At 66.3% G+C, this 24,105-nt stretch carries 28 protein-coding genes; 13 read left to right on the top strand and 15 right to left on the bottom strand.

The window, feature by feature from the left end:
• Positions 1-12 precede the first annotated feature (12 nt).
• From EYZ64_RS27005 to EYZ64_RS26995, 3 genes are read right to left on the bottom strand one after another with little or no spacing between them, the layout of a single operon-like run.
• A complete protein-coding gene (locus tag EYZ64_RS27005) occupies positions 13-342 on the bottom strand; it encodes a DUF732 domain-containing protein (RefSeq protein ID WP_135458380.1) in 330 nt (109 codons plus the stop codon).
• The gene (locus EYZ64_RS27000) at positions 342-3,245 is read right to left on the bottom strand and encodes an MMPL/RND family transporter (RefSeq protein WP_135458378.1); all 2,904 of its coding nucleotides are present in this window, start codon (positions 3,243-3,245) and stop codon (positions 342-344) included. Before EYZ64_RS27000 ends, EYZ64_RS27005 begins: the two co-directional genes overlap by 1 nt.
• Positions 3,242-3,667, bottom strand: a complete 426-nt coding sequence (locus tag EYZ64_RS26995) for an MmpS family transport accessory protein (protein WP_135458376.1) — start codon at positions 3,665-3,667, stop codon at positions 3,242-3,244. The genes EYZ64_RS27000 and EYZ64_RS26995 overlap by 4 nt, the downstream gene beginning before the upstream one ends.
• Positions 3,668-3,855: 188 nt before the next feature.
• Here EYZ64_RS26995 and EYZ64_RS26990 point away from each other — a divergent pair, with 188 nt between their 5' ends.
• Both EYZ64_RS26990 and EYZ64_RS26985 read left to right on the top strand, forming a co-directional pair.
• Positions 3,856-4,518: a TetR/AcrR family transcriptional regulator gene (locus EYZ64_RS26990; RefSeq protein WP_135458374.1), complete on the top strand. Its 663-nt coding sequence runs from the start codon at positions 3,856-3,858 to the stop codon at positions 4,516-4,518.
• A gap of 57 nt (positions 4,519-4,575) precedes the next feature.
• Positions 4,576-5,436: a GNAT family N-acetyltransferase gene (locus EYZ64_RS26985; RefSeq protein ID WP_135458372.1), complete on the top strand. Its 861-nt coding sequence runs from the start codon at positions 4,576-4,578 to the stop codon at positions 5,434-5,436.
• Here the strand turns inward: EYZ64_RS26985 and EYZ64_RS26980 are convergent.
• From EYZ64_RS26980 to EYZ64_RS26970, 3 genes are all read right to left on the bottom strand, one after another.
• Positions 5,430-6,044 carry a pyridoxamine 5'-phosphate oxidase family protein gene (locus tag EYZ64_RS26980; protein WP_135458370.1) on the bottom strand — a complete coding sequence of 205 codons (615 nt, stop codon included), beginning with the start codon at positions 6,042-6,044 and terminating at the stop codon, positions 5,430-5,432. The genes EYZ64_RS26985 and EYZ64_RS26980 overlap by 7 nt on opposite strands.
• A gap of 67 nt (positions 6,045-6,111) precedes the next feature.
• Positions 6,112-7,182 (bottom strand): o-succinylbenzoate--CoA ligase, encoded by a 1,071-nt coding sequence (gene menE / locus EYZ64_RS26975; RefSeq protein WP_210115703.1) that lies wholly within the window; start codon positions 7,180-7,182, stop codon positions 6,112-6,114.
• A gap of 65 nt (positions 7,183-7,247) precedes the next feature.
• The gene (locus EYZ64_RS26970; RefSeq protein WP_135458365.1) at positions 7,248-7,610 is read right to left on the bottom strand and encodes a DUF3349 domain-containing protein; all 363 of its coding nucleotides are present in this window, start codon (positions 7,608-7,610) and stop codon (positions 7,248-7,250) included.
• 265 nt (positions 7,611-7,875) lie between these two features.
• Between EYZ64_RS26970 and EYZ64_RS26965 the strand changes: the two genes are divergently transcribed.
• The 3 genes from EYZ64_RS26965 to EYZ64_RS26955 are packed head-to-tail and all read left to right on the top strand — an operon-like array spanning position 7,876 to position 9,764.
• Entirely contained in the window at positions 7,876-9,138 is a 1,263-nt protein-coding gene (locus EYZ64_RS26965) for an inorganic phosphate transporter (RefSeq protein ID WP_135458363.1), read from the top strand.
• A gap of 25 nt (positions 9,139-9,163) precedes the next feature.
• Positions 9,164-9,448 (top strand): hypothetical protein, encoded by a 285-nt coding sequence (locus tag EYZ64_RS26960; RefSeq protein ID WP_135458361.1) that lies wholly within the window; start codon positions 9,164-9,166, stop codon positions 9,446-9,448.
• A gap of 7 nt (positions 9,449-9,455) precedes the next feature.
• Positions 9,456-9,764 (top strand): DUF3349 domain-containing protein, encoded by a 309-nt coding sequence (locus EYZ64_RS26955; RefSeq protein ID WP_135458359.1) that lies wholly within the window; start codon positions 9,456-9,458, stop codon positions 9,762-9,764.
• A 7-nt stretch (positions 9,765-9,771) separates the two neighbouring features.
• Here EYZ64_RS26955 and EYZ64_RS26950 read toward each other — a convergent pair whose 3' ends face one another.
• The 4 genes from EYZ64_RS26950 to EYZ64_RS26935 form a co-directional block, all read right to left on the bottom strand.
• Positions 9,772-10,155, bottom strand: a complete 384-nt coding sequence (locus EYZ64_RS26950; RefSeq protein WP_135458357.1) for a VOC family protein — start codon at positions 10,153-10,155, stop codon at positions 9,772-9,774.
• A 47-nt stretch (positions 10,156-10,202) separates the two neighbouring features.
• Positions 10,203-11,042, bottom strand: coding sequence for a nucleotidyltransferase domain-containing protein (locus EYZ64_RS26945; RefSeq protein WP_135458356.1), 840 nt, complete (start codon positions 11,040-11,042; stop codon positions 10,203-10,205).
• Between the two features lie 104 nt (positions 11,043-11,146).
• A complete protein-coding gene (locus EYZ64_RS26940) occupies positions 11,147-11,614 on the bottom strand; it encodes a GNAT family N-acetyltransferase (RefSeq protein ID WP_353653695.1) in 468 nt (155 codons plus the stop codon).
• A 127-nt stretch (positions 11,615-11,741) separates the two neighbouring features.
• Positions 11,742-13,118 carry a PucR family transcriptional regulator gene (locus EYZ64_RS26935; RefSeq protein ID WP_135458354.1) on the bottom strand — a complete coding sequence of 459 codons (1,377 nt, stop codon included), beginning with the start codon at positions 13,116-13,118 and terminating at the stop codon, positions 11,742-11,744.
• A 164-nt stretch (positions 13,119-13,282) separates the two neighbouring features.
• Between EYZ64_RS26935 and EYZ64_RS26930 the strand changes: the two genes are divergently transcribed.
• From EYZ64_RS26930 to EYZ64_RS26910, 5 genes are all read left to right on the top strand, one after another.
• A complete protein-coding gene (locus EYZ64_RS26930) occupies positions 13,283-14,779 on the top strand; it encodes an APC family permease (RefSeq protein WP_135458352.1) in 1,497 nt (498 codons plus the stop codon).
• A complete protein-coding gene (locus EYZ64_RS26925) occupies positions 14,772-15,470 on the top strand; it encodes an SDR family NAD(P)-dependent oxidoreductase (protein WP_135458350.1) in 699 nt (232 codons plus the stop codon). Before EYZ64_RS26930 ends, EYZ64_RS26925 begins: the two co-directional genes overlap by 8 nt.
• Complete coding sequence (locus EYZ64_RS26920) at positions 15,467-16,228, top strand: SDR family NAD(P)-dependent oxidoreductase (protein WP_135458348.1); 762 nt, start codon at positions 15,467-15,469, stop codon at positions 16,226-16,228. Before EYZ64_RS26925 ends, EYZ64_RS26920 begins: the two co-directional genes overlap by 4 nt.
• A gap of 79 nt (positions 16,229-16,307) precedes the next feature.
• Positions 16,308-17,222, top strand: coding sequence for an agmatinase (gene speB / locus EYZ64_RS26915; RefSeq protein WP_450072078.1), 915 nt, complete (start codon positions 16,308-16,310; stop codon positions 17,220-17,222).
• Entirely contained in the window at positions 17,215-18,057 is an 843-nt protein-coding gene (locus tag EYZ64_RS26910; RefSeq protein WP_135458344.1) for a polysaccharide deacetylase family protein, read from the top strand. The genes speB and EYZ64_RS26910 overlap by 8 nt, the downstream gene beginning before the upstream one ends.
• On the opposite strand, the gene EYZ64_RS26905 is transcribed toward EYZ64_RS26910, so the two are convergent.
• Positions 18,058-18,927: an SDR family oxidoreductase gene (locus EYZ64_RS26905; protein ID WP_135458342.1), complete on the bottom strand. Its 870-nt coding sequence runs from the start codon at positions 18,925-18,927 to the stop codon at positions 18,058-18,060.
• 127 nt (positions 18,928-19,054) lie between these two features.
• On the bottom strand, positions 19,055-20,050 hold the full coding sequence (locus EYZ64_RS26900; protein ID WP_135458340.1) for an SDR family NAD(P)-dependent oxidoreductase: 996 nt from the start codon (positions 20,048-20,050) through the stop codon (positions 19,055-19,057).
• Between the two features lie 73 nt (positions 20,051-20,123).
• Between EYZ64_RS26900 and EYZ64_RS26895 the strand changes: the two genes are divergently transcribed.
• Positions 20,124-21,077 carry an AraC family transcriptional regulator gene (locus tag EYZ64_RS26895; RefSeq protein ID WP_135458339.1) on the top strand — a complete coding sequence of 318 codons (954 nt, stop codon included), beginning with the start codon at positions 20,124-20,126 and terminating at the stop codon, positions 21,075-21,077.
• Positions 21,074-21,568, top strand: a complete 495-nt coding sequence (locus tag EYZ64_RS26890) for a pyridoxamine 5'-phosphate oxidase family protein (protein WP_135458336.1) — start codon at positions 21,074-21,076, stop codon at positions 21,566-21,568. The genes EYZ64_RS26895 and EYZ64_RS26890 overlap by 4 nt, the downstream gene beginning before the upstream one ends.
• Positions 21,569-21,637: 69 nt before the next feature.
• Here the strand turns inward: EYZ64_RS26890 and EYZ64_RS26885 are convergent, their stop codons facing one another.
• Positions 21,638-22,555, bottom strand: coding sequence for a 1,4-dihydroxy-2-naphthoyl-CoA synthase (locus EYZ64_RS26885; protein WP_135458334.1), 918 nt, complete (start codon positions 22,553-22,555; stop codon positions 21,638-21,640).
• A gap of 110 nt (positions 22,556-22,665) precedes the next feature.
• Here EYZ64_RS26885 and EYZ64_RS26880 point away from each other — a divergent pair, with 110 nt between their 5' ends.
• Entirely contained in the window at positions 22,666-22,944 is a 279-nt protein-coding gene (locus tag EYZ64_RS26880) for a hypothetical protein (RefSeq protein WP_135458332.1), read from the top strand.
• A 7-nt stretch (positions 22,945-22,951) separates the two neighbouring features.
• Here EYZ64_RS26880 and EYZ64_RS26875 read toward each other — a convergent pair whose 3' ends face one another.
• Positions 22,952-23,395: a nitroreductase family deazaflavin-dependent oxidoreductase gene (locus EYZ64_RS26875; RefSeq protein WP_135458329.1), complete on the bottom strand. Its 444-nt coding sequence runs from the start codon at positions 23,393-23,395 to the stop codon at positions 22,952-22,954.
• A 9-nt stretch (positions 23,396-23,404) separates the two neighbouring features.
• Positions 23,405-24,094, bottom strand: coding sequence for an HAD family hydrolase (locus EYZ64_RS26870; RefSeq protein WP_135458327.1), 690 nt, complete (start codon positions 24,092-24,094; stop codon positions 23,405-23,407).
• Positions 24,095-24,105: the final 11 nt, after the last annotated feature.

Raw genomic sequence — 24,105 nt, 5'->3', positions numbered from 1 at the left:
CTCCAAAGTCGTTCAGTGCGCGGCTTGTTCGTAGACGAAGCGCTGGTCGGGGCAGTAGTAGTTGATGGCGGTGCCCAGGAACTGCCAGGCCTGAGCGTCGGTGCTGTCCTTGGCCAGTTGCTTCTTCACGAAACCGACCGAGTCCTGGGCGTTGTGGTCGACGCCGTTGTGCAGCCGCTTGCACATGAGCTTGCCGATCCAGGCGTTGTAGTCCTTCTGCCCGTAGACGCCGTAGGTGTGCAATTCGTTGGCGAAATCCGTGTCCGGATCGGCGTAGGCCGGTGCGGACAGCGCGACACTGGTTGCGGCACAGAATGACAGGGCGATCAACATGCGTTTCATCAGACCAGGGCCTCCTCGGGCTCGCGTTGAATGGGCTTCGGCCAGGGCTGCGGTAACGGACGCTGGCGGACGTGTTGCGGCCACCAGAACCAGCGCCCGAGCAGCGTGGCGATGGACGGTGTCATCAGTGACCGGACCACCAGGGTGTCGAACAGCAGGCCCAGGCCGATCGTCGTTCCGACCTGACCGATGACGATGAGGCTGCTGACCGCCATCGATGCCATGGTGAAGGCGAAGACCAGGCCTGCGGAGGTGACCACGGCGCCGGTGCCGACCATGGCCCGGATGATCCCGGTCTTCAGCCCGGCGTGGATCTCTTCCTTTATTCGTGAGACGAGCAGCAGGTTGTAGTCCGCGCCGACGGCCAGCAGGACGATGACCGACATCGGCATCACCATCCAGTGCAACGGGATTCCCACGATGTGTTGCCAGAGCAGTACCGACAGCCCGAAGGCCGAGGCCAGACTCAGCACTACCGTGCCGACGATCACCGCGGAGGCCACCACCGCACGGGTGAGCACCAACATGATGATGAAGATCAGGATCAGTGCCGCCGCAGCGACGATGATCAGGTCGTAGTCGGCGCCCTGCTGCATGTCGTTGTACGTCGCCGAGCTGCCACCGAGATAGATCTTGGATCCCTCGAGCGGGGTTCCCTTGATCGCGTCGGCCGCTGCGATCTTGAGCGGTGCGATGCGTGCGGTACCTTCCGGAGTCAGTGGATCACCCTGGTGAATGATGGTGAACCGCACCGCATGTCCGTCAGGCGACATGAACAGCTTGATGCCTCGCTGGAAGTCCTCGGTCTCGAATGCCTCCGGCGGCAGGTAGAACGAATCGTCGTTCTTGGCCGTATCGAATGCTTCGCTCATGGCGGTGGCGGTGTTCTGCATCGCCATCGTCTGATCCTGTTGGGCCTTCTGCACCTGATACTGGTTCAGCAGCAGCTCTTTCTGATGCTTCATCGACTGGATCTGCCGCGGCATGGTGGCGACCATCTTCGGCATCAGGTCGGCCATGCGCTGCATCTCGGGAACCAGGTCCTGGAAGTCATCCGACATCGTGTTGATGCCGTCGAGCGCGTCGAAGATCGACCGGATGGACCAGCACATCGGAATGTCGAAGCAGTGCGGTTCCCAGTAGAGATAGTTGCGCAGCGGCCGGAACTGGTCGTCGAAGTCCGCCAGGTGATCGCGCACGTCGTTCATGTCGCTGGACGTGGTCTTCATCTTGTCGGCCATGCGCTGCGACACCGCTGCCAGATCCGTTTGGATGGACATCATTTCGGTCATCGCATCGATGCTGGTCTGCAGATCGTCGGCCTGGTCGAGCAGATTCTGCAGATTGGCCTGCGCATAGTCGTTGTTCATGAGCTGGGTCGTGCCACTCTGGCCCAGCGTGTACGGGATCGTCGAGTGCTTGATCGGATCGCCATCGGGACGGGTGATGGTCTGCACCTGGGCGATTCCGTGCACGCTCTTGAGTGCCTTGGCGATCTTGTCGATCACCAGGAAATCGGCGGGGTTACGCAGATCGCGATCGGACTCGATCATCATCAGGTCCGGGTTCATCTTGGCCTGCGAGAAGTGCCGGAACGCGGCGTCGTAACCGACGTTCGTCCCGACGTCCTTCGGCAGGAAGATGCGGTCGTTGTAGGTGGTGTGGTAGCCCGGCAGGGCGAGCAGGCCGATCAACGCCGCGACGATGGCGCACACCAGGATTGCGCCCGGCCAGCGAACCGTGGCGGTGCCCACCCGGTGCCATCCGCGGGACTTCGAAAACCGCTTGGGTTCAAGGATCTTGCCGAATCGGCTGGCAACCGAGATGACGGCCGGCCCCAGGGTCAGCGCCATGGCGACCACCATCGTCATTCCGACCGCCAGGGGAATACCCATGGTCTGGAAGTACGGCAGGCGGGTGAAGTGCAGGCAGAACGTCGCACCGGCGATGGTCAGGCCCGACGCGAGCACGACATGGGCCGTGCCGTGGAACATGTCGTAGTAGGCCGCTTCCTTGTCCTCGCCGGCTCTTCGTGCTTCCTGATATCGGCCGATCAGGAAGATCGCGTAGTCGGTGGCCGCGGCGATGGCCAGCGTCACCAGCATGTTGGTCGCGAACGTCGTGAGACCGAAGAAGTTCTGATAGCCCAGTAACGCGACGAGGCCACGGGCGCCGGACAATTCGAGCACGACCATCACCAGCACGATCAGCGTGGTGATGATCGACCGGTAGACGCCAAGCAGCATCACCGCGATGACACCGAAGGTGACGAGCTCGATCAGCTCCATGCTCTCGTCACCGACGATGTTCTGATCGGTGCTGGACGCCGCGGATCCGGTGACATACGCCTTCACACCGTCGGGTGCGGGGCTTTCGGTTGCGATGCGCCGCACCGCCTCGACCGACTCGTTGGCCAGCGTCTCGCCCTGGTCACCGGCGATGTAGACCTGCACGTAGGCGGCCTTGCCGTCGCGGCTCTGCGCGCCCTTGGCGGTCAGGGTGTCGCCCCAGAAGTCCTGCACATGCTGCACGTGGGTGGTATCCGCGCGCAGGTCGCGAACCATCTTGTCGTAGAAGACGTGCGCCTCGAGGCCCAGCGGCTTGTCGCCTTCGAGCACGACCATCACCGAGCTGCTGGTGTCGTACTCCTGGAACTTCTTGCCGACCTCTTTGATCGCGATCATCGACGGTGCGTCGTTGGGACTCATCGACACCGCGCGCATCTTTCCGACGACCTCGAGCTGAGGGACGACGGTGTTGAGCAGTGCGACGATCACGATCCACGCCAGGATGATCGGCAGGGCGAACGCTCGGATGAATCGCGGGAGCCGCGGGCGCGGAGGTGCCGCGTGGCGTCCCGTTGCGATGGCGTCGGTCGGGGCGTCGTCGGTCGGCGCGCTCATGCTGCCTTCACAAAGCAGAAGGTTTGTGCGTTCACTCCAGTAGCCGTTCTCTCTTCTTTGACCGCGTCATCGACGGTGACTCGGCAACTGATGCTGTGCCCGTCGCCTTGCGCCATGATGTTGGGCTGCACCGAGGGCAACGTGGTTTGCAGTGTCAAAGTCCATGGCAGCGGCACGGTTCCGGTGCGCTGGGGTTTGCCTTCAAGGTCCATGTAGTTGATGACGGCAGTGCCGCCCGTGCCGAAGATCTCGTACTTCACGAACTTGGGGTTGAAGTCCTCGGCGTTGTCCGACGTGGTTTCGGTGATGATGACCGGATGTGCGCCGAAGACTTTGCGGACGTTCATCACGATCAGCACGCCGGCCACCATGGCGATGACGATCAGTACGGGAAGCCATATCCGTCGGATTGCCTTGGTCATCGCGCCCGCCTTGGGGATCGGGCCGCGGCTGGCGGAGCGCTGACGGCTGTCATTGTGGGCCTCCCGACGTTCGATGCGTTCGCGACGACCTGTCAGTTAGGCGGCCTACGCAGTCCGAAGGGTAAAGTTAGTCGAACAAGTGGATAGGATCAATCCACTTATGACCCCGATCACTTAAGCTGAGAGATATGACCGAGGAAACACGTCGCGTGCTGCGTAGGGACGCAGAGCGCAACCGGCAGCGGGTGCTCGATGCCGCGCGGGAGCTGTTTGCCGAAAAAGGTCTTGAGGCGACGCTCAACGACGTGGCACATCACGCCAATGTCGGAGTCGGAACGGTGTATCGACGGTTCGCCACCAAAGAGGAGCTGCTCGAGGCGATCTTCGTGGACGGTATGGATCAACTCACCGCATTGGCTGAAATTGCACTGCAGCAAGAAGATTCATGGCAGGGGTTCTCGTGGTACGTCGAGAGCATGTGCAAGATCACGGCCACCGACCGCGGGTTGAGGGAGATCGCGTTCAGCAAATGCTATGGGGGCGATCGGGTCAAGGCCTGCCAGGAGCGGCTCGTCCCGGCGTTGACCAAACTTGTCGAGCGGGCGCAGAGCGACGGTTATCTGCGTCCGGAGGTGTCGTCCACGGACATGCCGCTCTTCGGGCTGCTGGCCGGCACCGTGAGTGAATACGCCGGGCATGTCGATGCCGACCTGTGGCGCCGGTATGTGGCCATTCTTTTGGACGGCATGCGTTACCACGACGACCAGGCACCGATTCCGGTGAAGGCGCTCGACAGCGATGAGCTCGATACGGCGATGCAGACGTGGGAACCCGCGGGGCCGCCCCGCTGACCGACGCCGGGGTTGGTACCCACGTTTCGGAAAAGCCTGTGCGGGCACAATATCGACGTGGCTACCAAAGGTGACTCAGACCAGGGCTCGGACCAATTGTTCTGCGGTGTCGATCTGGCCCGCCGCATCGAGAAGGCCGAGGCGGACCTGATCGCGGCGGCGACGCGCGCTGCCGGACACCGTGGCGCCGATGGGCTGCTCCTGCCCGTCGCCGGCGGGTACGCCTGTTTCGCCGAGGCGGAATCGCCCATGAACAAGGTGGTCGGCCTCGGCTTCGACGGGTTGCCCGATGAAGCGGTGCTGGGTGAGATCGAGCGCGCGTTCGCGGGCAGGGGCAGCTCCACGCGGGTGGAACTGTCCAACTTGGCCGACCCGGAGATCACCGAGTTGTTGTCCGGCCGCGGCTATCGCCTCGTCGAGTTCGAGAACGTGCTGGGCAGGCCGATTCACGACGAGCGCCCGCCGGCGTCAGACGTGCAGGTGCGCCGGGCCGACGATCTCGCCGCATGGGTGAACGTCGTGGTGGAGGGCTTCGCCCATCCCGATGCTGAGGGCCCCATCAGTCATGAGCAGTTCCCCGCTGACATCCTTGAGCGGGCCGAACGGGACATGGAAAAGGCCGGGGCCACCGCGTATATCGCGCTGTTGGACGGAGCGGTCGCCGGCGGCGGGATGATGCGACTGGCCGGTGGGGTCGCTCAGCTGGCCGGGGCCGCGACGGCGCCGGCCTACCGGCGCCGCGGGGTGCAGGCCGCGCTGCTGGCGGCTCGGCTGGCCGAGGCGGCCGACGCCGGATGCGAGATCGCCGTGGTGACAACGGCGCCCGGCTCGAAGTCCCAGCACAACGTGCAGCGCCGGGGCTTCCAGCTGCTTTACACGCGGGCGGTCCTGGTGAAACCGGCTGACGAAGTTCAGTAAAGGATCTTGCGCAGGTTGTCCTCGCTGTAATACGCGTCGAGTTCGGCCTGGCTCTGGTCGGGCTTGAACGCCTTGGCCATCTGTGCCACCGAGGGCACCGACGTCGGATTCCAGGTCTCGGGTTTCCATGTGTCGGAGCGCAGGAATGCCTTGGGGCAGTGGAAGAACACTTCTTCGACGGCGATCTCCAGCGCGAGGATCGGCCGCTTGCCGTCGACCACCATGTCCTCGAAATAGTCTGCATCGGAGAGGATCCGGGCGGTGCCGTTGATCCGCAGGGTGTCACCGCGGCCGGGGATGACGAACACCGTGCCCACGTGCGGGCGCTGCAGCACGTTGAGGAAACCGTCGACGCGCCGGTTGCCGGGCCGCTCCGGGATCGCGATCGTGGTGTCATCGATGATCTGGACGAAGCCCGGTGGGTCGCCCTTGGGGGAGACGTCGACGCGGCCGTGTGCATCGGTGGTCGCCACGAAGCCCAGCGGTGACTGCTTGAGCCAGACCTGCTGTGCTTCCGACAGTCGGTCCGTCACCTTCTTGGCGACGGCTGCGGTGGGTTGCCCGACGATGGCGCGCAGCTCATCCGCGGAGGTCACTTCTCGGCGCATGCCTCCATCATGCCCAAGCCGACAACTGAATTGTCTGACCAGGAATTCGCCGGCCGGCGCCCGGAGCTCAGCCGCCGTAGCGGGCGGCCAGCGTGCGCCGGTCGAGCTTGCCGATGCCGCGACGGGGCAACTCGTCGACGATGTGCACCTCCCGCGGGGCCGCGGTGGCATCAAGGGTCCGCGCCACATGGGCCCGCAACTCGGCCACATCGGGGACCGATGAACCCGGGGCCAGTACCAGTGCGGCGACCACGCGCTGGCCGAGCCGCTCGTCGGGGACCCCGAAGACCGCGCAGTCGGCGATCGCCGGATGGTCGGCCAGCGCCGATTCGACCAGTTGCGGCAGCACCGTCAACCCGCCGGTGCTGACCGCCTCATCGACCCGGCCCAGAACCCGCAACACGCCCGAATCATCCACGGTGCCAAGGTCATCGGTGCGGAACCACCCCGGCTCGGCGAAGGGGTCGGGGCTGATCGGGTTGCGATAGCCGCGGGCCACGGTGGCTCCGCCCAGCAGGATGCGGGAATTGTCGATACGCACCTTCACCCCGTCGAGTGCCACGCCGTCGTACACACAGCCGCCCGCGGTCTCGCTCATCCCGTAGGTGCGGACCACGTTCACCCCGGCCGACTCCGCGCGTTCGGCCACCCCAGCCGGCATCGGCCCGCCGCCGATCAGAACGGCGTCGAGCTGGGCCAGCGCGTCCGCGGCGGCCGGGTCACGCAAGGACTTGTCGAGCTGCACCGCCACCAGTGAGGCGTAACGACGTCCATTGCCCAGAGCCGCCACCGCAGAAGGCAATTCGGTCGGATCGAAGGACGCGGAGATGGTGACGGGCGTGGTGCCGGCCAGTGCACTGCGCACGAGGACCTGCAGACCCGCGATGTGATAGGCGGGCAGGGCGAGCAGCCACCGGCCGTCACCGCCCAGCCGGGCGTGCGTGGCCGCGGCGCTGGCCCGCAGCGCGTCGGCGGTCAGCAGCGCGCCTTTGGGCTCGCCAGTGGTGCCCGAGGTCGAGATCACCACTGCGACGTCGTCGTCGATGTCTTCTCCGGCGCGCAAATTGGTTGTCAACAAAGAACTCTGACGTTCGTCGTCGGCGGGGACGGGCAGGATCGCCGACCCGCGCCCGGTCAGGACGTCATCGAGGACCGCCGGCAAATCGTCCGTCGCGGGTCCGACGGTGACGGGGCGCAGGACGGCTATGCCGGGCCCCCTGACTCTTTCGGGTCGTCACCGTTCTGGCGGCCGGCGTCATCGGAGTCGATCGAGTCCTCGGCATCGCGCGGATCGTCCAACGGCCACCCCTTGGCCGCCAGTCGTTCCCGGACCCGTTCGACGTCTTCCGCGCGGGGCAGCTCGTCGGTGATCTGGGTGATGAGTACGCCGATGTCGATGTGATCGAAGTCACCGCGATCGATGAGATCCCGTGCGACGGCTTTGACTTCGTCGTTGGTGAGGCGCCGGGTCAGCAGCGCCAACAACGGCACCCGGTCTGGCCCAGGCACCCCCTCGGGGTACCCGGCGTTCAGCCAGGCCGCGATCTTCGCGAGAAATGCGTTCACTGTGCCTACTCCTGATGCACCCGAGCGAGGTTCCTCCGGACAAACGAGTTTGAGCCGGAAGACCGCATTGATGTTAGTGGTGCCAGCCGACTCTGGCTCGCAGTGAATTTATCGGCCGCTCGGGGATCGGCAAACCGCCCCGGCGAACAGCCCGGGGTGCGGAGATGAACACTCGGTGAACTCATTCGTAGCGTATTCGAATTCCCAGCTCAGCGAGGTGTTTCCGGCTGGTCAAAAACGCCAATGGTCCGACAGAATTACCGCCATGAGCGCTGAGCTGATCGTCCTGGTGCTGTTGATAGCAACTGCACTGGCTTTTGACTTCACAAACGGCTTTCACGACACCGGCAATGCCATGGCCACCTCGATCGCCACGGGGGCGTTGAAGCCGAAGACCGCTGTGATCCTGGCGGGTGTCCTCAACCTTGTCGGCGCGTTCCTCTCGGTCGAGGTGGCCGTCACGGTCACCACATCGGTGCTCAAGATCCAGGACAGCAAGACCGGGTCGCTGGTATCCGGCATCGATGCCTCGACGGGTCTCACGATCATCTTCGCCGGTCTGATCGGCGGCATCCTCTGGAACCTGCTGACCTGGCTCTTCGGTATTCCGTCCAGTTCGTCGCATGCGCTCTTCGGCGGGCTGATCGGCGCCGGGCTGGCAGCCATCGGCCTGTCCGGGGTCAACTGGTCCGGCGTGCTCCAGAAGGTGCTCATCCCCGCGATCGCGGCTCCCTTCATCGCCTGCCTCGTCGCCGCCACCGGAACCTGGCTCGTCTACCGCATCACTCGCAACGTGCTGAAGAAGCGTCGTGAGCAGGGCTTCCGCTGGGGCCAGATCGCCACCGCCTCGCTGGTCGCGCTCTCCCACGGAACCAACGACGCGCAGAAGACTATGGGCGTCATCGCGCTGGCCCTCATCACCACCGGCCACCTCACCGGGGACGTGAAGGAGAACGGCCTACCGATCTGGATCATCGCCTCTTGCGCGCTGGCCATCGGCCTCGGCACATACATCGGCGGCTGGCGCGTCATCCGCACGCTGGGCAAGGGCCTGGTCGAGATCGAATCCCCGCAGGGGCTTGCCGCTGAAGCATCCTCGGCTGCAATCATTTTGAGCTCCAGCGCGGCCGGCATGGCGCTCTCCACAACTCACGTCGCCACCGGCTCGATCCTCGGTAGCGGCGTCGGCAAGCCCGGCGCCGAGGTGCGCTGGGCCGTGGCCGGGCGCATGGCGATGGCTTGGTTGATCACCTTGCCCGCCGCCGGTCTCGTCGGCGCGCTGGCCTTCTGGCTGTCGCACGGTGTCGAGTCGCTCACCGGATCAGCGCTCGCCGGTGACGGCCTGATCTTCCTGGTCCTGGTCGCCCTGTCCGGGTACATGTGGTGGCGCGCCCAGCAGCAGAAGGTCGACCACAAGAACGTCAATGCCGATTGGGACGACTCCACCAACTCGGTGGTGCCGGCCGAGGTACGCGACGCCGCCACGCCCGCCAAGCCCGCCGCCACCGCCGACAAAGCCGCAGTCTGACCGGATCTAGCTAAGGAATCAGCTGATGATTTATGTGGACTCCATCTTCAAGGTGCTGGTTGTGGGGTTGATCCTCGGAGCCGGTCTGCCCGCGGTGTTCGCCACGGGCCTGGTGGCCTACTCGAACGGCGCCGGCGGTACACACGAGGACGGCACCGTCGTGGCGCCCAACCCCGCGCTGAAGGTCCTCGGTCTGGCGCTTTTCACCATCGTCGCCGCGGTGATCGTGATCGCGATCCTCTGGATCACCAAGACCACGATCATTCACCACTTCGGATTCAACCCCGTCCCCTTCATTCCGGGTAAGTGAGCTGAGCATGACCGAAACGACGAGCTTCCTGGACAACGTGCTGAGCTGGCTGCGGGCCGGCTATCCGGAGGGCGTGCCGCATAAGGATCAGTTCGCCTTGCTGGCGCTGCTGACCCGGTCGCTGACCGAGGACGAGGTGGTCCAGGCCGCCCACAACATCCTGCGGTCAAACAACGGGGACAGCCCGGTCACCGACGCCGAGATCCGTCTCGCGGTCCAGGACGTCATCGACAAGGAACCCAACCCCGAAGAGGTCAACCAGGTTGCCGCGCGGCTGGCCTCGGTGGGCTGGCCACTGTCGACACCGGTGCGCTGAATACGTTCTAGTCGCGGGTGTCCCGGCGCAGCGGATGGGTGTCGGGCACCTGGACGAAAATCAGGGTGATCCTGTCGGGATCGATCACGTGCATCTCGTGCAGACCCCATGGCTCTTGCGTCGCCGCCCGGGCGATCTTCACGCCCCGGCCTTCCAGCTCCGCCTGGGTGGCGTAGACGTCGCGCACCTGCAACCACAGCGCGCCGGGGAACACCCCGGATTCGGTCGGGCTGTGGTGACCGGCCAATTCGATCAGTGACTGCCCGGCGTAAAAGACTGTGCCCGCACCATATTCGCGGGCGATGGCCAGGCCGATCCCGTCGCGGTAGAACTCGACAGACTTCGGGTAGTCGACCGGCCGGATCAGCATCCGGCTGGCCAGGATTTCCATCTCCCTTGTCTACCACCGCGCGGTGTCACGACGAATCCGCGACACGGTCAGTCCTGGGATTGGTGCAGGTAGGCGCTCAGGGTCCGAGTTGCCAGCGCGTCGTCCAGGCCGAGCTCGAAGCGAGGTTTGTCAGCGTCGGTCGACCAAACTCGGTGGTCTTCCAGTAGCGAGACGGTGCCGAGCACCAGACGTTCGGCGGCAGCCGCGATGTCGTCGGTGTCCGAAGCCTCGCCCGAGAGGCCGAGGCAGCGCAGGAAATCCTCCCGATAACCCTGTGGGGCAACAGGAAATGACAGGGCGGCGTCGAGGGCTGCCCGGGCACTGGTTATCGGATCGGCAGGATGGCCGGGATTGACTGCCGCCAGTACCGAGGGGCAAAGAAGTGCGGCCGCTCGGGCTGCAAGCCGGACACCCAACTCGTCGCCGGCTCTGCGCGCATTGCGGAGCTTGCCAACGTCGGAAAAGAAGTCCTCCAGTTCGGGGTCCCCGGCGGGGCGGGGGAGTCCGGGCCCGCAATACCGTGCCGCCTCCTCCGGATCGTCCACCCAGAGCAATCGAAACACCTCAAGAGCAGCGAAACCGAACGACCATTCCGCCGGATCCTCGGCCTCATCCCACCATACGTCCCGAGAATGAACCGCGAGCGAAACATGGTGCAAGCGACCACCTTCGCTGTCGAACCATGCGGCATAACTGCTTTCGTCGGCTCCAGCCACCAGAACGTCCAGGTCGATATCGCTGTACGGGCCGGCGTCGCCGCGGACCAGGCTGCCCTTGAGGAGGATCGCCCGGGTGCCTGGGTAGTCGCGTCGAATGCGTTCGACCGCGCGCCCGAGGACAGCCTCGATTGCCGGATCGCACGAAGCGTGCTGGGCGGACTCGGGCATGGACAATTCCTATCAGAAACTGTTCGACCAAAGAGTTCGGCCAGGAGGCGCCGCGTCCAACGTCCTATCTCGACGGGCGACGCTCCCGTGTCGTGAAGGCGTCCTCACATCTCACGGCAGAACCGATGCATGCCGTCCTCGATGCCCTCGTGGCACCAGCCGATCGCGGGGAAGAATTCGACCGCTGTGGGATTGTCCACCTCGACGAACGCGATCCAACGTTTCGCCACCGGATGCCCAGCCCAGGCCACCGTCGCCGCGACTGCCTCACGCCCGATCCCCGAACGCCGAAGTTGAGGGTCAACCGCGAGGTCGGTGATCGCATGTTCGTCGCCCGACTGATCCCACACACATCCCACCAGCGCCGCGGGCCGCCCTTTGTGGTCCTCCAGGACGAGTTGCACCCCGTCGTGGTCGGAGAGAACGTGCTCCAGCCACTCTTCATCAATCGGCCCCAACCGGCGATCAAGCTCCGTGTCGCGAAACCAACCACATATCCAATGCCAATCCGAGCGCACCATCGGGCGTACGTGAAACCGATTCTCGTTGCGCTGAGCCGATTCCGGGTCCATCACACGCACCGATGACGCGGGCGCGGGCAACGACCACGTCGGGCGCGCTCACATCGTGTCGGCATTCGGTATCCCTCCATCACGTCGGCAACTTCCTCATCAGCTGTGGTCATCGGGCCCACGGGAGTCAGTCCGGTCGTCCGGGCATCCGCCGGGCGCGGTCGCTGGCGCGCAGTCCGATGGCGAACGCTGCCTGGTCTTCGAAGCTCATCGGGTTGCGCCCGGTGATCTCATGGATGCGGCCCAGCCGGTGACGCACCGTGTTGGTGTGCAGGAATAGTTCGCGGGCGGTGTCGATGAGTGACCCGTTGGTGGCCAGGAAGGTCCGAAGAGTCCGCACGTGCTGGGTGCCCCGGTCGTTGTCCAGGCGCTCGAGTGGGTCGATGAGTTGGTTCTTGAACGGGGCCAGCCGGCTCAGCGGCAAGCCCTCGAGCAGGCTGTCGAAGGTGCTCAGTTGATCGGGTCCGATGCTTCCGCCGTGCTGCTGGGCCAGGTCGAGGGCGATGCGGGCTTGAGTTATTGCCGCCCCCAGCTCGGCGAGCGGTACGGCTGCGGCGTGCCCCGAGGGCATCGAGAGTTCGGTGGCGGCCTGAGCGCGGGCGCCGGCCTCAAGAACCAGACAGATCTCGGGTGCGTCGCCGACCAGGGCATCGGGAAACGCCATCGACAGCACGGCGCCGGCCCCGGCCGGCCAGGCCGAGCAGGTCAGTTCGGGTGAGCTCAGCCCCGCCCAGTCCAACAGCTGATTGAGGGCGTCGGGCAGCAGCATGCGTCGCTCGATCAACGACAGCAGCTGTCCGACCCGTTCGCGGGTCAGCGCGGTTTCGATGTCGCGATCACCTTGGGCGGCCTGGGCGAATCGCGCGATCAGCTGCAGGACAGCGGTTTCGGGCGGGTCGCCGCTGCCCACCCAGGTCAAGGCGCCCAACCCGTCGACCACGGTGGTGGTGCCGGTGTCCTCGGGTGCCCCGTCAGGATCCAGCAGGAGGTAGCCGCTCAGCACCTCACCTGCTCGGTCCAACAGCTGCCTCACCGATTCGCGCCGTCGTTGTGACGAAAGTAGTTCGGGCATCAGCGAATTGGTGGCCCGTGCGACGGATATCTCACCGCCGACCTGGAAGTCGGCAACATAGCGGCTCACCGACGAGAACGGCACATTGGGAGGGGCGATGAGGATCGGCAGGCCGTCTCGGGCGGCCGAGGTGATCAGCGCGCCGGGGACCGTGTCGTGCACATCGCCGATGCCGAAGCACAGGCCGGCGGCCCCGGCCCGGGTCAACGACTCGACGAATGCCGCGCAGTCCTCGGCGGTCTGCAGGCTGATGCCCACCGTGCAGACCAGCTCGCCACCGTGCAGATACCGCGACGGGTCCCGCAACTCGGTGGTGTGCACCCAGCTGATCCGGCGGTCCAGGTCGCCGGTGGGTTCGTCGGGCGTGAGCAGCCCTCGGTGTGACTCAAGGAGATCGCGCAGTGTCGGGATGACGTCGCTGCGGTCCGACATGGGGTGAGCGTAACGCCGACGTCACATCCGTGCCGGCGGGCATTGTCGGATCCTCCAATGCCGTCGTGGGGCAACAGTGGGTTTGCAGCGTGTTCGCCGCGATCGCTTGGCGGTTGCACCACGGCGGCGTGATAGTTCCTGCAACCACGTCAGAGGGAGCACAGATGACTGCATCGCCGATCTCGGCGCCCGCGCACGACCCCGACGGACCCCATGTTCTACGGCGCGAATTCTCGCTGTGGTCAGCGTTTGCCTTCGCTTTCGCGTTCATCTCGCCGATCGTCGCGCTCTACGGAATCTTCGGTCTGGCACTGGCAGCGGCCGGCCCGAGCTTCTGGTGGGGCTTCGCGCTGGTGTTCGGCGGCCAGCTGCTGGTGGCCCTGGTCTTCGCGATGCTGGTGTCCCGCTGGCCGTTGGAAGGTTCCATATATCAGTGGTCGCGGCGGCTGCTGGGCACGTCCTACGGCTGGTTCGCCGGCTGGGTGTACATGTGGACGCTGGTGATCGCGATGGCGACGGTGGCGCTGGGCGCGGCCGGGTTCGTGGCCAACATCGCCGGGGTGGAATCTCCGTCCGGGGGCCTGCGGGCCGTCATCGCGCTGATGATTCTGCTCGGCGGGACTGCGATCAATCTGATCGGCCGCGGCGCGCTCAAGGTGTTCATGACCGCCAGCATCGTGGCCGAAGTGATCGGTTCCATCGGGCTGGGCACCTGGCTGCTGGTGTTCCATCGCAACAATTCGTTGTCGGTGCTGTTCGACGGAGGCGGTCCCGGGCTGGATACCTGGAGCTACCTGAGCGGGCCGTTCCTGATCGCGGTGGCCTTCATCGGGTTCTCGTTCGTCGGGTTCGAAAGCGCGGGCGCGATCGCCGAGGAGGTGCATGAGCCGCGGCGGGATCTGCCCAAGGCGGTGATCTTCTCGCTGGGGTTCATCGCGTTGGTGGTGGCCTACTCGAGCCTGGCGATCATCCTGGCGATCCCGGATCTCGATGCGGTGGTATCGGGTTCGGTGGCCGACCCGGTGTACGAAACTCTCACGGCGGCACTGGGACACGGCATCGCCAAACCGGTCGAGGTGCTCTTCGTGATCGGCTTCCTGGCCAGCTTCCTGGCCTTGCAGACTTCGGCCTCACGCGTGATCTGGGCCTACGCCCGTGACGGTGCACTGCCGGCCTCGGCCGCGCTGGCCCGGCTGCGCGGCAGGGCCCGGATCCCGGTGGTGGCGATCCTGGTCACCACGGTCGTCGGCGGGGCACTGTTCCTGCTCAGCACCGTGGCCGGCGACATCTATTCGCTCATGGTCAATTTCACCGCCGGTGGCTTCTATCTGGCCTTCCTGTTCCCGTTGATCGGGTTCGTGGTGGTGCTGGCCCGGCGCGGCTGGACGGACGGTGCGTTCAGCCTGGGCCGGGCCACGGTTCCCGTCGCGGCCGTGGCCGCGGTGTGGGCGATCCTGCAGACCCTCAACATCGCCTGGCCGAGGCCGGTTTTCGAGCAGCGCTACCTGGACTGGTCGGTGTGGATCGGGCTCGCGGTGCTGGGTGTGATCGGTCTGGGGATCCTGCTCAGTGTGCGCAAGCGGATCGTGAGCGCCGCGGCGATCGACGGGGCCGAGATCCTCGACGAGCGCGCCGACGTCAAGGCGGTGGCCGGTGACTGAGGCTCCTGTCGCCGTCGTCACGGGTGGCGCCAGCGGGATCGGTGCTGCCGTGGTCTCTGCTCTGCGCGACCGTGGCTACGTCATCGGAACGCTCGATCTGTCGGGCGCAACCGAGGCGGATCACGCTGTGGCAGCCGATGTTTCCGACGGCACCGCCGTCGCCGGCGCGGTCGCCGAGATCCGCGCCGAGCTCGGCCCGATCGCCGCGCTGGTGACCTCGGCCGGGTACTACGAGATGGCTCCGGTGAGCGAGATCAGCGCCCAGGCCTGGCAGCGCATGCTGCGGGTGCATGTGGGCGGGCTGTTCCACGCTGCCCGGGCCTGTCTGCCCGACATGCTCGATAAGGGCTCGGGTGCAGTGGTCGCGGTGGCCAGTGAACTTGCCGTCGGCGGCGGCGATCACGACGCCCACTACGCCGCGGCCAAAGGTGCCATCCTCGGTCTGGTGCGCAGCTTGGCCGCCGAGGTCGCCGATCGCGGTGTGCGGGTGAATGCGGTGGCTCCCGGGCCGACTGACACACCGCTTCTTGCCGATGATTCCCCTTGGCGCGCAGCAGATTATCTGGCCACTCTGCCGTTGCGGCGACTGGTCACCCCGGCCGAGGTGGCGCGTTGTGTGCAGTACCTGGTGTGCGATGCCACCTTCAGCGTCGGCGACGTCGTCAACGTGAATGCGGGAGCGGTGATATGAGCTCATTGCAGGGCCGGGCCGTGCTGGTCACCGGTGCGGCGCAGGGCATGGGTGCCGCCCACGCGCGCCGGCTGGCCGCGGCCGGAGCGAGGGTCGCGGTCAACGACATTCGTGGCGGTGCCGCGCTGGATGCGCTGGCTGCCGAGATCGGCGGCCTGGCTGTGCCCGGCGACGTCAGTGACCCGGCCACCTGTGTCGAGATCGCAGATGCGGTGGTGGCCGCGGCGGGCAGGCTCGACGTGCTGGTCGCCAATCATGCCTATATGACCATGGCTCCTCTGCTTCAGCACGACGAGGCGGACTGGTGGCGGGTCGTCGACACCAACCTGGGTGGCACCTTTCATCTGGTGCAGGCGGTGCTGCCGCACATGCGCCGGCTCGGTGCGGGGCGCATCGTCGTGATCTCCAGCGAATGGGGTGTCACCGGCTGGCCCGAGGCCACGGCCTACGCGGCGTCCAAGGCCGGGCTGATCTCGTTGGTCAAGACGCTGGGGCGGGAGTTGGCGCCGGAGGGGATCATCGTCAACGCGGTCGCGCCCGGAGTGACCGACACCCCGCAGCTGCAGGTCGACGCAGACTCCGCCGGAATCCCACTGACAGATATGCACAAGCGTTACGCCGAGTCGATTCCGTTGGGCCGCATCGGTTCCGTCGATGAGATCGCGGCCGCGGTGGGGTTCCTGGCCGACTTCGAGATGTCGGCGGTCGTCGGGCAGGTGATCGCCTGCAATGGCGGGGCGACCCGGACGAGGGCGTGACGCAGTGAGAGAAGGGAATCAGGTGGCAAGCCAGCCGTATGTGCGGTCGGAGACCGGAAATGTCGGTCAGGTCGATGCGATGGCGGTGCCGCGGTATGCGGGCATCGCCACCTTTGCCCGGCTGCCGCAACGCCACGAGGTCTCCGACTACGACATCGCGGTGGTCGGGGTGCCGTTCGACACCGGCGTCACCTACCGGCCGGGGGCCCGGTTCGGCCCGGCCGCGATCCGGCAGGCCTCGCGTCTGCTCAAGCCCTACCACCCGGCGCTGGACGTGAGCCCGTTCGCGCAGGCACAGGTGGTCGACGCCGGCGACATCGCGGCCAATCCGTTCGACATCGAGGCGGCGGTGGAGCAGGTGCGCGAGGGCATCGCCGACCTGCTGACCACACCGCGACAGCGGGTGGTGCTCCTCGGCGGGGACCACACCATCGCGCTGCCGGCACTGCAGGCGATGCATGCGGTCCACGGCCCGGTGGCGCTGGTGCACTTCGACGCCCACCTCGACACCTGGGACACCTACTTCGGTGCGCCCTGCACGCACGGCACCCCGTTCCGCCGGGCTTCCGAACAGGGCCTGATCGTCAAGGGCCACTCGGCGCACGTCGGGATCCGCGGCTCGCTCTACGACCGCGCCGACCTGCTCGACGACGAGTCATTGGGCTTCACGGTGGTCCACTGCCGCGATATCGACCGCATCGGTGTCGACGGGGTCATCGAGCGGATCCGCGACCGGGTGGGGGACCACCCGGTGTACGTTTCGATCGACATCGACGTGCTGGACCCGGCATTCGCGCCGGGCACGGGAACACCCGAGATCGGTGGAATGACGAGTCGTGAACTGGTGGCGGTGTTGCGGGCCATGCGCGGGTTGCAGATCGTCGGTGCCGACGTGGTGGAGGTCGCTCCGGCCTACGACAGCGGTGACGTCACCGCCGTGGCGGGGGCCAATCTGGCCTACGAGCTGGTTACGCTGATGGCTGACCATGGCTGAATTCTCTTGGCCGGAAGGCAAAACCGCGGCGGCGGCGTTCACGTTCGATGTGGATGCCGAGTCAGCCGTACTGTGGGGCAACGAGGGTGCCGCCGCGCGGATGAGCGTGATGTCCCACCAGGCCTACGGGCCGCTGGTGGGAATTCCCCGGATCCTGGAACTGCTGGAGCGCCACCAGATTCCGTCGACGTTCTTCGTCCCCGGTCACACCGCGCACCGGTACCCCGAGGCGGTGCGCGCGATCGTCGCAGCCGGGCACGAGATCGCCCACCACGGTTACCTGCACGAGCAACCGACTGCACTGACGCTGCAAGAGGAGATCGACGCGCTGGACCGCGGGCTGGAGGCGCTGGCCGAGGTGGCCGGCGTACGGCCGGCCGGCTACCGCGCGCCGATGTGGGACCTGTCCTGGCACACCCCGGCGCTGCTGGCCGAACGTGGATTCCTGTACGACTCCAGCCTCATGGACGCCGACTGCCCCTATGAGCTGGCCGTCGGTGACGGCTCGCTGGTCGAGATCCCGATCCAGTGGGCGCTCGACGACTGGGAGCAGTACTGCTATCTGCCCGACATCTCCGGATCCGGTCTGATCGAAAGCCCGCGCAAGGCAAGGGAACTCTGGCAGCTGGAGTTCGACGCGCTGCGCCGCGTGGGGGCCTGCTGGGTACTCACCAATCACCCCTTCCTCACCGGACGGGCTTCGCGGGCAGCCGAACTCGACGACCTCATGCGTTACGTGCTTGAGCACACCGATGTGTGGACCACCAACCTCGGGGCCATCGCCGAGCATGTGCGCTCACTCGGGCTCCAGCCGCGGAGCATCACCAAGCCGTGATCAGACGGGCTGGACCCGTTGCCGTTTCATCACGGCGTCGACCAGGCCGGGGGCCACGGTGTTGAGTGCCTTGGCGGTCACGGCCATGCGTGGGGCGATCTGCACCGGCCGGGTGCGGGCCGCGGTCAGCATCCAGTCGGCGGCCTCGGCCGCGGACAGTCCCGGCAGCCCGTCGTAGGCCCGGGTCGGGGCGATCATCGGGGTCTTCACCAACGGGTAGTACAGCGTCGTGGAATGCACGCCGACGGCGGCCCATTCGGTTTCGATGACCCGGCTCACCGCGGCCAGGGCGGCCTTGGAGGCGTTGTACACCGCGAACAGCGGCGAGGATTCGTTCATCACGCCCCAGGTGGCGACGTTGATGATGTGCCCGTCGCGGCGCTCGCGCATGCCCGGGGCCAAGCCGCGGATGAGCCGCAACGGCGAGTAGTAGTTGAGCGTCATGGTGCGCTCGACGTCGTGCCAGCGGTCCAGCGATTCGGCCAGCGGGCGCCGGATCGACCGGCCGGCGTTGTTGATCAGGATGTCGACACCGCCCAGATCGCGTTCCACGGTGGCGACCAGTTCGTCGATGGCGTCCATGTCGGACAGGTCCACCGCGTGGGCGCGGGCGTCGCCGCCCTTGGCGGTAATCCGCCCGACCAGGTCGTCGAGCAGTTCCTGCCGGCGGGCCACCGCGATGACGGTGGCTCCCTTCGCGGCGAACTTCTCGGCCGCGGCCTCACCGATGCCCGAAGAAGCACCGGTCAGCAGGATCCGCTTGCCGGCCACGTTGACATCGTCCCGGGCCTGCAGCCGCTCGGTCAGCGGCGGGCGCATGCTGGTCAACAGCAGCTGCTCGGAGATTCGGCGCAGCGGGTTCTTGCTCATGCCGTGAGTTTAGGAGACCTAGATTTTCCCCGGCGAGCGGACGTCGCGGCAGCCGTGACCTGGCATTCTCATGTACCGCTGCGTCTGCTCGCCGGGAAAAGTGTTCTGCGCGCCGTGAGCCGACGCGTCAGGCGGTCAATTTTTCACTGAGTTCCCACAGTCTCTGCGCGGATTCCGGGTCGACCGCGTACCGCGTGACGCCGACCGTCGTCTCCATCGGTCCGGCGGTGATGTCGAGCGTCAACGGTTCGGTGATGTCTTCCAGCGGTGCGACGTCGTTGTTCTGCAGGTACACGCCACCGAGGTCGTCGAGCCGCGGGCTGGTGGCTGCCCAAACGCTGGTCGACGCACCTTGTTCCGGAGTTTTGCGATCCCGTTCCGGATCGATCACCGGCTGTCCGTCGTCGTCGACCAGGCCCATGGCGCGCCAGCCGTCTTCCCCGAGCCACGGTGCGAGGTTGGTACTCACGATCCCACCGGGATGTAGTGCGTAACCGCGGATTCCTTCGCCGGCGAAGCGGCGGTCGAGTTCCACTGCGAACAACACATTGGCCGTCTTCGACTGGCCGTACGCCACCATGCCGTCGAACTCGCCGGTGTCGAAATGCGGGTCGTCCCAGTGGATGTCGGACAGATGGTGCCCCCAGGATGAAACCTCCACCACCCGGGCGCCCGAAGCTCCGCGCAATGCGGGGAGCAGACCCAGCGTCAGTTGGAAATGGCCGAGGTGATTGGTGGCGAACTGTGATTCGTAGCCGCGGGCGTCGCGAACCAGTTCACCGCCCATGATGCCGGCGTTGTTCACCAGGATGTGCAGTGGCTGACGTGAGTCGAGGTATCTGGCTGCGAACGTGTCGATTGATCGTGGGTCCATCAGGTCGAGCGGGTAGACCTCGACGCGGTCGATGCCGGCCAGCGCATGTGCCGCCCGTTCCGGGGAGCGCGCGCCGACCACCACCGAAGCTCCGGCCTGGCTCAGAGCCCGGGTGGTCTCGAGCCCGAGTCCGACATGACCGGCGGTGACGATGACGTTGCGTCCAGACAGGTCGATGCCTGCGAGCACGTCCGTTGCCGTCGAGGCGGCGGTGAATCCCGATCCGATGGGGCGTTGGTTCTGTGTCATGCCTCCACGATGTCTCCGCTAGGCCGGACTTTGAATGGTTGTGGGTCCACATTTTTTACGCGATAGTACGGATATGGTTCGTGATCAGCTCTCCGATGTCTTTGACCTCGTCGAGGTCCGTGGCCTGATTTCCGGGGGGTTCGCCGTGCGCGGAGACTGGCGAGCTCACGCGCCGATCAGGTATCCGCTCAAGTTGACCGCCGTGGTGTGCGGTCGTGTCCGGCTCATCACCGACGGCATGGATCAGCCCATCGAGTTGCTCGCCGGTGATGTGGCCATTCTCAACAGCCGCAAATGGGTCGCGTTGGAGGGTGGGCCGGGAACGGGGCCGCCGACCGAAATCGTCTTGCGCGAATCCGATCCGTTCGTGCGCGTCGACGGCGCCGATTGCGGCGACGCCGACGTGATCATCGGCGGGCACGTCGACGTCAACCCTGCCGGTGAGGCGCTGCTCCTGCATGCCCTGCCGCCGGTGGGACACGTCCGCGCCGCATCAGCACAGGCGGGCAGCCTGCACGGGCTGCTCGACCGACTGGTGGAGGAGGTGACCGGTGACCGGATAGGCGCGGCGTTCGCCATTCGCCAGCATGGCCAGCTGCTGCTGCTTGAGGTGCTACGGGCGTACATCGATCAGGGTGAACACCTGCCGCCGGGCTGGCTGCGGGTGCTGACAGATGAGCGATTGCGCCCCGCCCTTGCCGTGATGCATGACCAACCCGCGAAGTCCTGGCGGCTGGAGGAGCTGGCTCGTGCCGCAGCGATGTCACGGACATCGTTCGCTGAGCGGTTCCGTGCGGTGGCCGGGGTACCGCCGCTGACCTACCTGAACAACTGGCGAATGCTGCTGGCGCAGCGTGCCCTCCGCGATGACGACACCCGGGTCGGCGCACTGGCCGTCACACTGGGTTACTCCTCGGAAGGTGCGTTCTCCAACGCATTCAAACGCGAGGTGGGTATGTCTCCACTGCGCTACCGGGCGCACGTCCGCGATGAATCGGCGGCCGCTGACCGGTCGGTATCGGTATGACGATCACCGGCAAGCTTGACCAGCGCTTCAGCGAGGCGACCGAAGCGACGAGTTGGGAGTCCGCTGCGGCGGCCCTCGATGCCGCCGGGCTGTACTGGCTCACGACCGTGCGCGGTGACGGGCGACCGCACGTCACACCGTTGGTCGGTGTGTGGACCGACGGTGTGTTCGTGTTCTGCACCGGGTCCACCGAGCAGAAGGCCCGCAACCTTCAGGCCGGCGCGGGCGTCGTCGTCACCACCGGCACCAACGCGTGGAACGCGGGCCTCGACATCGTCGTCGAGGGCACCGCCGCACGGGTGACCGGCCTGCAGCGGCTGACCGCCCTGGCCGACACCTATCGGAGCAAGTACGGGGACGACTGGGATTTCGATTGCGACGACGAGGTTTTCGACCCGGACGGTGAGGCCGCGATCGTGTACCAGGTCACCCCGGCCAAGGTGCTCGCGTTCGCGAAGTCACCCCATGGCCAGACGGTTTTCCGCTTCTAGCCCTGCGTTCTAGCCCTGCGATTTGTGGAGTTTCAGCGGCGGTCAGCGCGGCTGAAACTCCACAACTCACTAGAAGTAGCGCGGGAAACCGCTCCAGTCCGGATCGCGCTTCTCCAGGAACGCGTCGCGGCCCTCGACGGCCTCGTCGGTCATGTAGGCCAGGCGGGTGGCCTCCCCGGCGAACACCTGCTGGCCCACCAGGCCGTCGTCGATCAGGTTGAACGAGAACTTGAGCATCCGGATCGCCTGGGGCGACTTGCCGTTGATCTCCGCGGCCCACTGCAGGCCGACGGACTCGAGCTCGGCATGGTCGACAACCTCGTTCACCGCGCCCATCTGGTACATGGTCTCGGCGTCGTAGGCGCGGCCCAGGAAGAAGATCTCGCGGGCGAACTTCTGCCCGGTCTGGCGGGCCAGGTAGGCGCTGCCGAACCCACCGTCGAAGCTGCCGACGTCGGCGTCGGTCTGCTTGAACCGGGCGTGCTGGCGGCTGGCCAGGGTCAGGTCGCAGGTGACGTGCAGGCTGTGCCCGCCGCCGGCCGCCCAACCGTTGACCAGGCAGATCACCACCTTCGGCATGAACCGGATGAGTCGCTGCACCTCGAGGATGTGCAGCCGCCCGGCCCGCGCCGGATCGACCGTCTCGGCGGTGTCTCCTGCCGCGTACTGGTAACCGGACCGGCCCCGGATGCGCTGGTCCCCGCCGGAGCAGAAGGCCCAGCCGCCGTCTTTTTGCGAGGGGCCGTTGCCGGTCAGCAGCACCACCCCGACGTCGGGGGACATCCGGGCGTGGTCGAGGACGCGGTACAGCTCGTCGACGGTGTGCGGCCGGAAGGCGTTGCGAACCTCGGGCCGGTCGAACGCGATCCGGACCGTGGGCTGCCGGGCGCCGTCGGCGACGTGGCGGTGGTACGTGATGTCGGTCAGATCGTCGAAGCCGGGCACCGGCTCCCAGACCGTCGGGTCGAACGGGTTGTCTGCACTCACGTGGTCGACTGTAGAGCGAGGGCGGCGGGAGGTTTCACAGGTACCGTCGCGGGGTACGAAACCCGGCGCGATGATGTGTACCGCGCACCACCAGATCAGAGGGGACCACGATGAAGCGCTCAGTGAGTGTGTTGTTGGCGGGATTGGCTACGGGCATGGTGCTCGTCGGATGCTCGCCCGCGATCACCGGTGGTGACACCAAGTGCAAGGACTTCATCGGGCAGGACGAGAAGACACAGAACGACGCGGTGGCCAAGATGCTCAAGGACGAAAAGGGCACCGATGCAGCGCAGCTGGAGATCACCGGAACCCGGTTGGCGGTGCAGACCTACTGCCAGACGGTCGGCAAGCAGGACTCCAAGATCAAGGAGGCCCCGCACCTGAGCTGAGCGCGGGCTAGATCGGGTCCAGCCGGAACACCGGGCATCGCCCGGCCAGGGCCTCGAACTCGTCGGGATTGGGCCCGGTCACCAGCCCGGCGTTGCGCATGAAACCCACACCGGTCGGCACCAGGATCGGGAACTGACGCAGCAGCGGCCGGGCCTGCTCGGCCGGGATCTCCACCAGCCGCACCCGCTGGTCACGGCGGCCGTGGTGCACGGTTGCCTCACCGGCGGCGCGGGCGTTGGCCGCCCAGTCGCCTTTCGGCAGCCCGCCGACGATGTAGCGGTGGCCGTCGATGGTCATCGGGGTGACCGGCGTCGAGCGGGGTTTACCGGACTTGCGGCCCGGCACCGTCAGCACCACAGGCCCCGTGCCGACGCCGAGCTTGTTCAGCCCGATCATCATCTTGTTGACGTACTTCAGCCACCACGGTGGCCGGATGCGATCGTCAGCCATGGCTCCACACTAGGCGCGGATGTCGACGCCCTGCAGGGCCGCGATCAGCCCGTCGGGCCGCTCTGTGGTGGGCAGTGGCTCGACCAGCGCGAACTGGCAACCCACTGCGCGGGCACCGCCGTCGGCCTCCTCGCTGTCACCGACCATCAGCGCGTCCTGAGCAGCCACACCCAGGCGGTCCAGCGCCGCGGTGAAGATTGCCGGGTCGGGCTTGACCGCACCGACTTCGAAGGACAGCACGAACTCGTCGACGTGCTCGGCCGTGCCGATCGCCGTGAACGCCGGACGTACGTCGAACGCGATGTTGGAGACGACGGCCGTCCGGATTCCCTGTGCATTCAGGTTTTTGAACACCCGCGCGGTGTCGGGATAGGCGGTCCAGCTGGCCGGATCGATCACCCGGTTGTACAGCGATTCGGCATGGTGGTCCGCCAATCCGGATTCCCGCAGCACATGCAGGTACGCCTCCCGGTGCAGGTGGGGTGCCAGGTCGCGGTTGGCCCAGGCCCGGTATTGCTCGTCGGTCATCGCCACGGACCGCCCGGTCGGGGCGGTGAGCCGGCGCATCAGTTCGGTTTGGACGTGGCCGTCGACCTCTTGTTCGTCGACGGCCATCCCGGCGAACCAGCTGTCCTGTTCCTCGAGGCGGAACAGAGTCCCGGAGAAGTCGAACAACACGGCCGACACCATGTCCGCCATCGTGCCATGAG

The organism is Mycobacterium sp. DL99, assembly GCF_004762045.1.
In the GTDB taxonomy this organism is placed as follows: Bacteria; Actinomycetota; Actinomycetes; order Mycobacteriales; family Mycobacteriaceae; genus Mycobacterium.
This window is presented reverse-complemented; position numbering and strand designations above follow the sequence as displayed.

Bases quoted from the DNA above. Each gene is read 5' to 3' on its own strand.
- EYZ64_RS26920 (WP_135458348.1), top strand. From the start codon at position 15,467: ATGAGCTCATTGCAGGGCCGGGCCGTGCTGGTCACCGGTGCGGCGCAG.
- EYZ64_RS26905 (WP_135458342.1), bottom strand. From the start codon at position 18,927: ATGAGCAAGAACCCGCTGCGCCGAATCTCCGAGCAGCTGCTGTTGACC.
- EYZ64_RS26980 (WP_135458370.1), bottom strand. From the start codon at position 6,044: ATGCGCCGAGAAGTGACCTCCGCGGATGAGCTGCGCGCCATCGTCGGG.
- EYZ64_RS26870 (WP_135458327.1), bottom strand. From the start codon at position 24,094: ATGGCGGACATGGTGTCGGCCGTGTTGTTCGACTTCTCCGGGACTCTG.
- EYZ64_RS27005 (WP_135458380.1), bottom strand. From the start codon at position 342: ATGAAACGCATGTTGATCGCCCTGTCATTCTGTGCCGCAACCAGTGTC.
- EYZ64_RS26950 (WP_135458357.1), bottom strand. From the start codon at position 10,155: ATGGAAATCCTGGCCAGCCGGATGCTGATCCGGCCGGTCGACTACCCG.
- EYZ64_RS26990 (WP_135458374.1), top strand. From the start codon at position 3,856: ATGACCGAGGAAACACGTCGCGTGCTGCGTAGGGACGCAGAGCGCAAC.
- EYZ64_RS26940 (WP_353653695.1), bottom strand. From the start codon at position 11,614: ATGGACCCGGAATCGGCTCAGCGCAACGAGAATCGGTTTCACGTACGC.
- EYZ64_RS26890 (WP_135458336.1), top strand. From the start codon at position 21,074: ATGACGATCACCGGCAAGCTTGACCAGCGCTTCAGCGAGGCGACCGAA.
- EYZ64_RS26965 (WP_135458363.1), top strand. From the start codon at position 7,876: ATGAGCGCTGAGCTGATCGTCCTGGTGCTGTTGATAGCAACTGCACTG.
- EYZ64_RS26945 (WP_135458356.1), bottom strand. From the start codon at position 11,042: ATGCCCGAGTCCGCCCAGCACGCTTCGTGCGATCCGGCAATCGAGGCT.
- EYZ64_RS26875 (WP_135458329.1), bottom strand. From the start codon at position 23,395: ATGGCTGACGATCGCATCCGGCCACCGTGGTGGCTGAAGTACGTCAAC.
- EYZ64_RS26930 (WP_135458352.1), top strand. From the start codon at position 13,283: ATGACTGCATCGCCGATCTCGGCGCCCGCGCACGACCCCGACGGACCC.
- EYZ64_RS26935 (WP_135458354.1), bottom strand. From the start codon at position 13,118: ATGTCGGACCGCAGCGACGTCATCCCGACACTGCGCGATCTCCTTGAG.
- EYZ64_RS26880 (WP_135458332.1), top strand. From the start codon at position 22,666: ATGAAGCGCTCAGTGAGTGTGTTGTTGGCGGGATTGGCTACGGGCATG.
- EYZ64_RS26900 (WP_135458340.1), bottom strand. From the start codon at position 20,050: ATGACACAGAACCAACGCCCCATCGGATCGGGATTCACCGCCGCCTCG.
- EYZ64_RS26910 (WP_135458344.1), top strand. From the start codon at position 17,215: ATGGCTGAATTCTCTTGGCCGGAAGGCAAAACCGCGGCGGCGGCGTTC.
- EYZ64_RS27000 (WP_135458378.1), bottom strand. From the start codon at position 3,245: ATGAGCGCGCCGACCGACGACGCCCCGACCGACGCCATCGCAACGGGA.
- EYZ64_RS26895 (WP_135458339.1), top strand. From the start codon at position 20,124: ATGGTTCGTGATCAGCTCTCCGATGTCTTTGACCTCGTCGAGGTCCGT.
- EYZ64_RS26955 (WP_135458359.1), top strand. From the start codon at position 9,456: ATGACCGAAACGACGAGCTTCCTGGACAACGTGCTGAGCTGGCTGCGG.
- speB (WP_450072078.1), top strand. From the start codon at position 16,308: ATGGCGGTGCCGCGGTATGCGGGCATCGCCACCTTTGCCCGGCTGCCG.
- EYZ64_RS26995 (WP_135458376.1), bottom strand. From the start codon at position 3,667: ATGACCAAGGCAATCCGACGGATATGGCTTCCCGTACTGATCGTCATC.
- EYZ64_RS26960 (WP_135458361.1), top strand. From the start codon at position 9,164: ATGATTTATGTGGACTCCATCTTCAAGGTGCTGGTTGTGGGGTTGATC.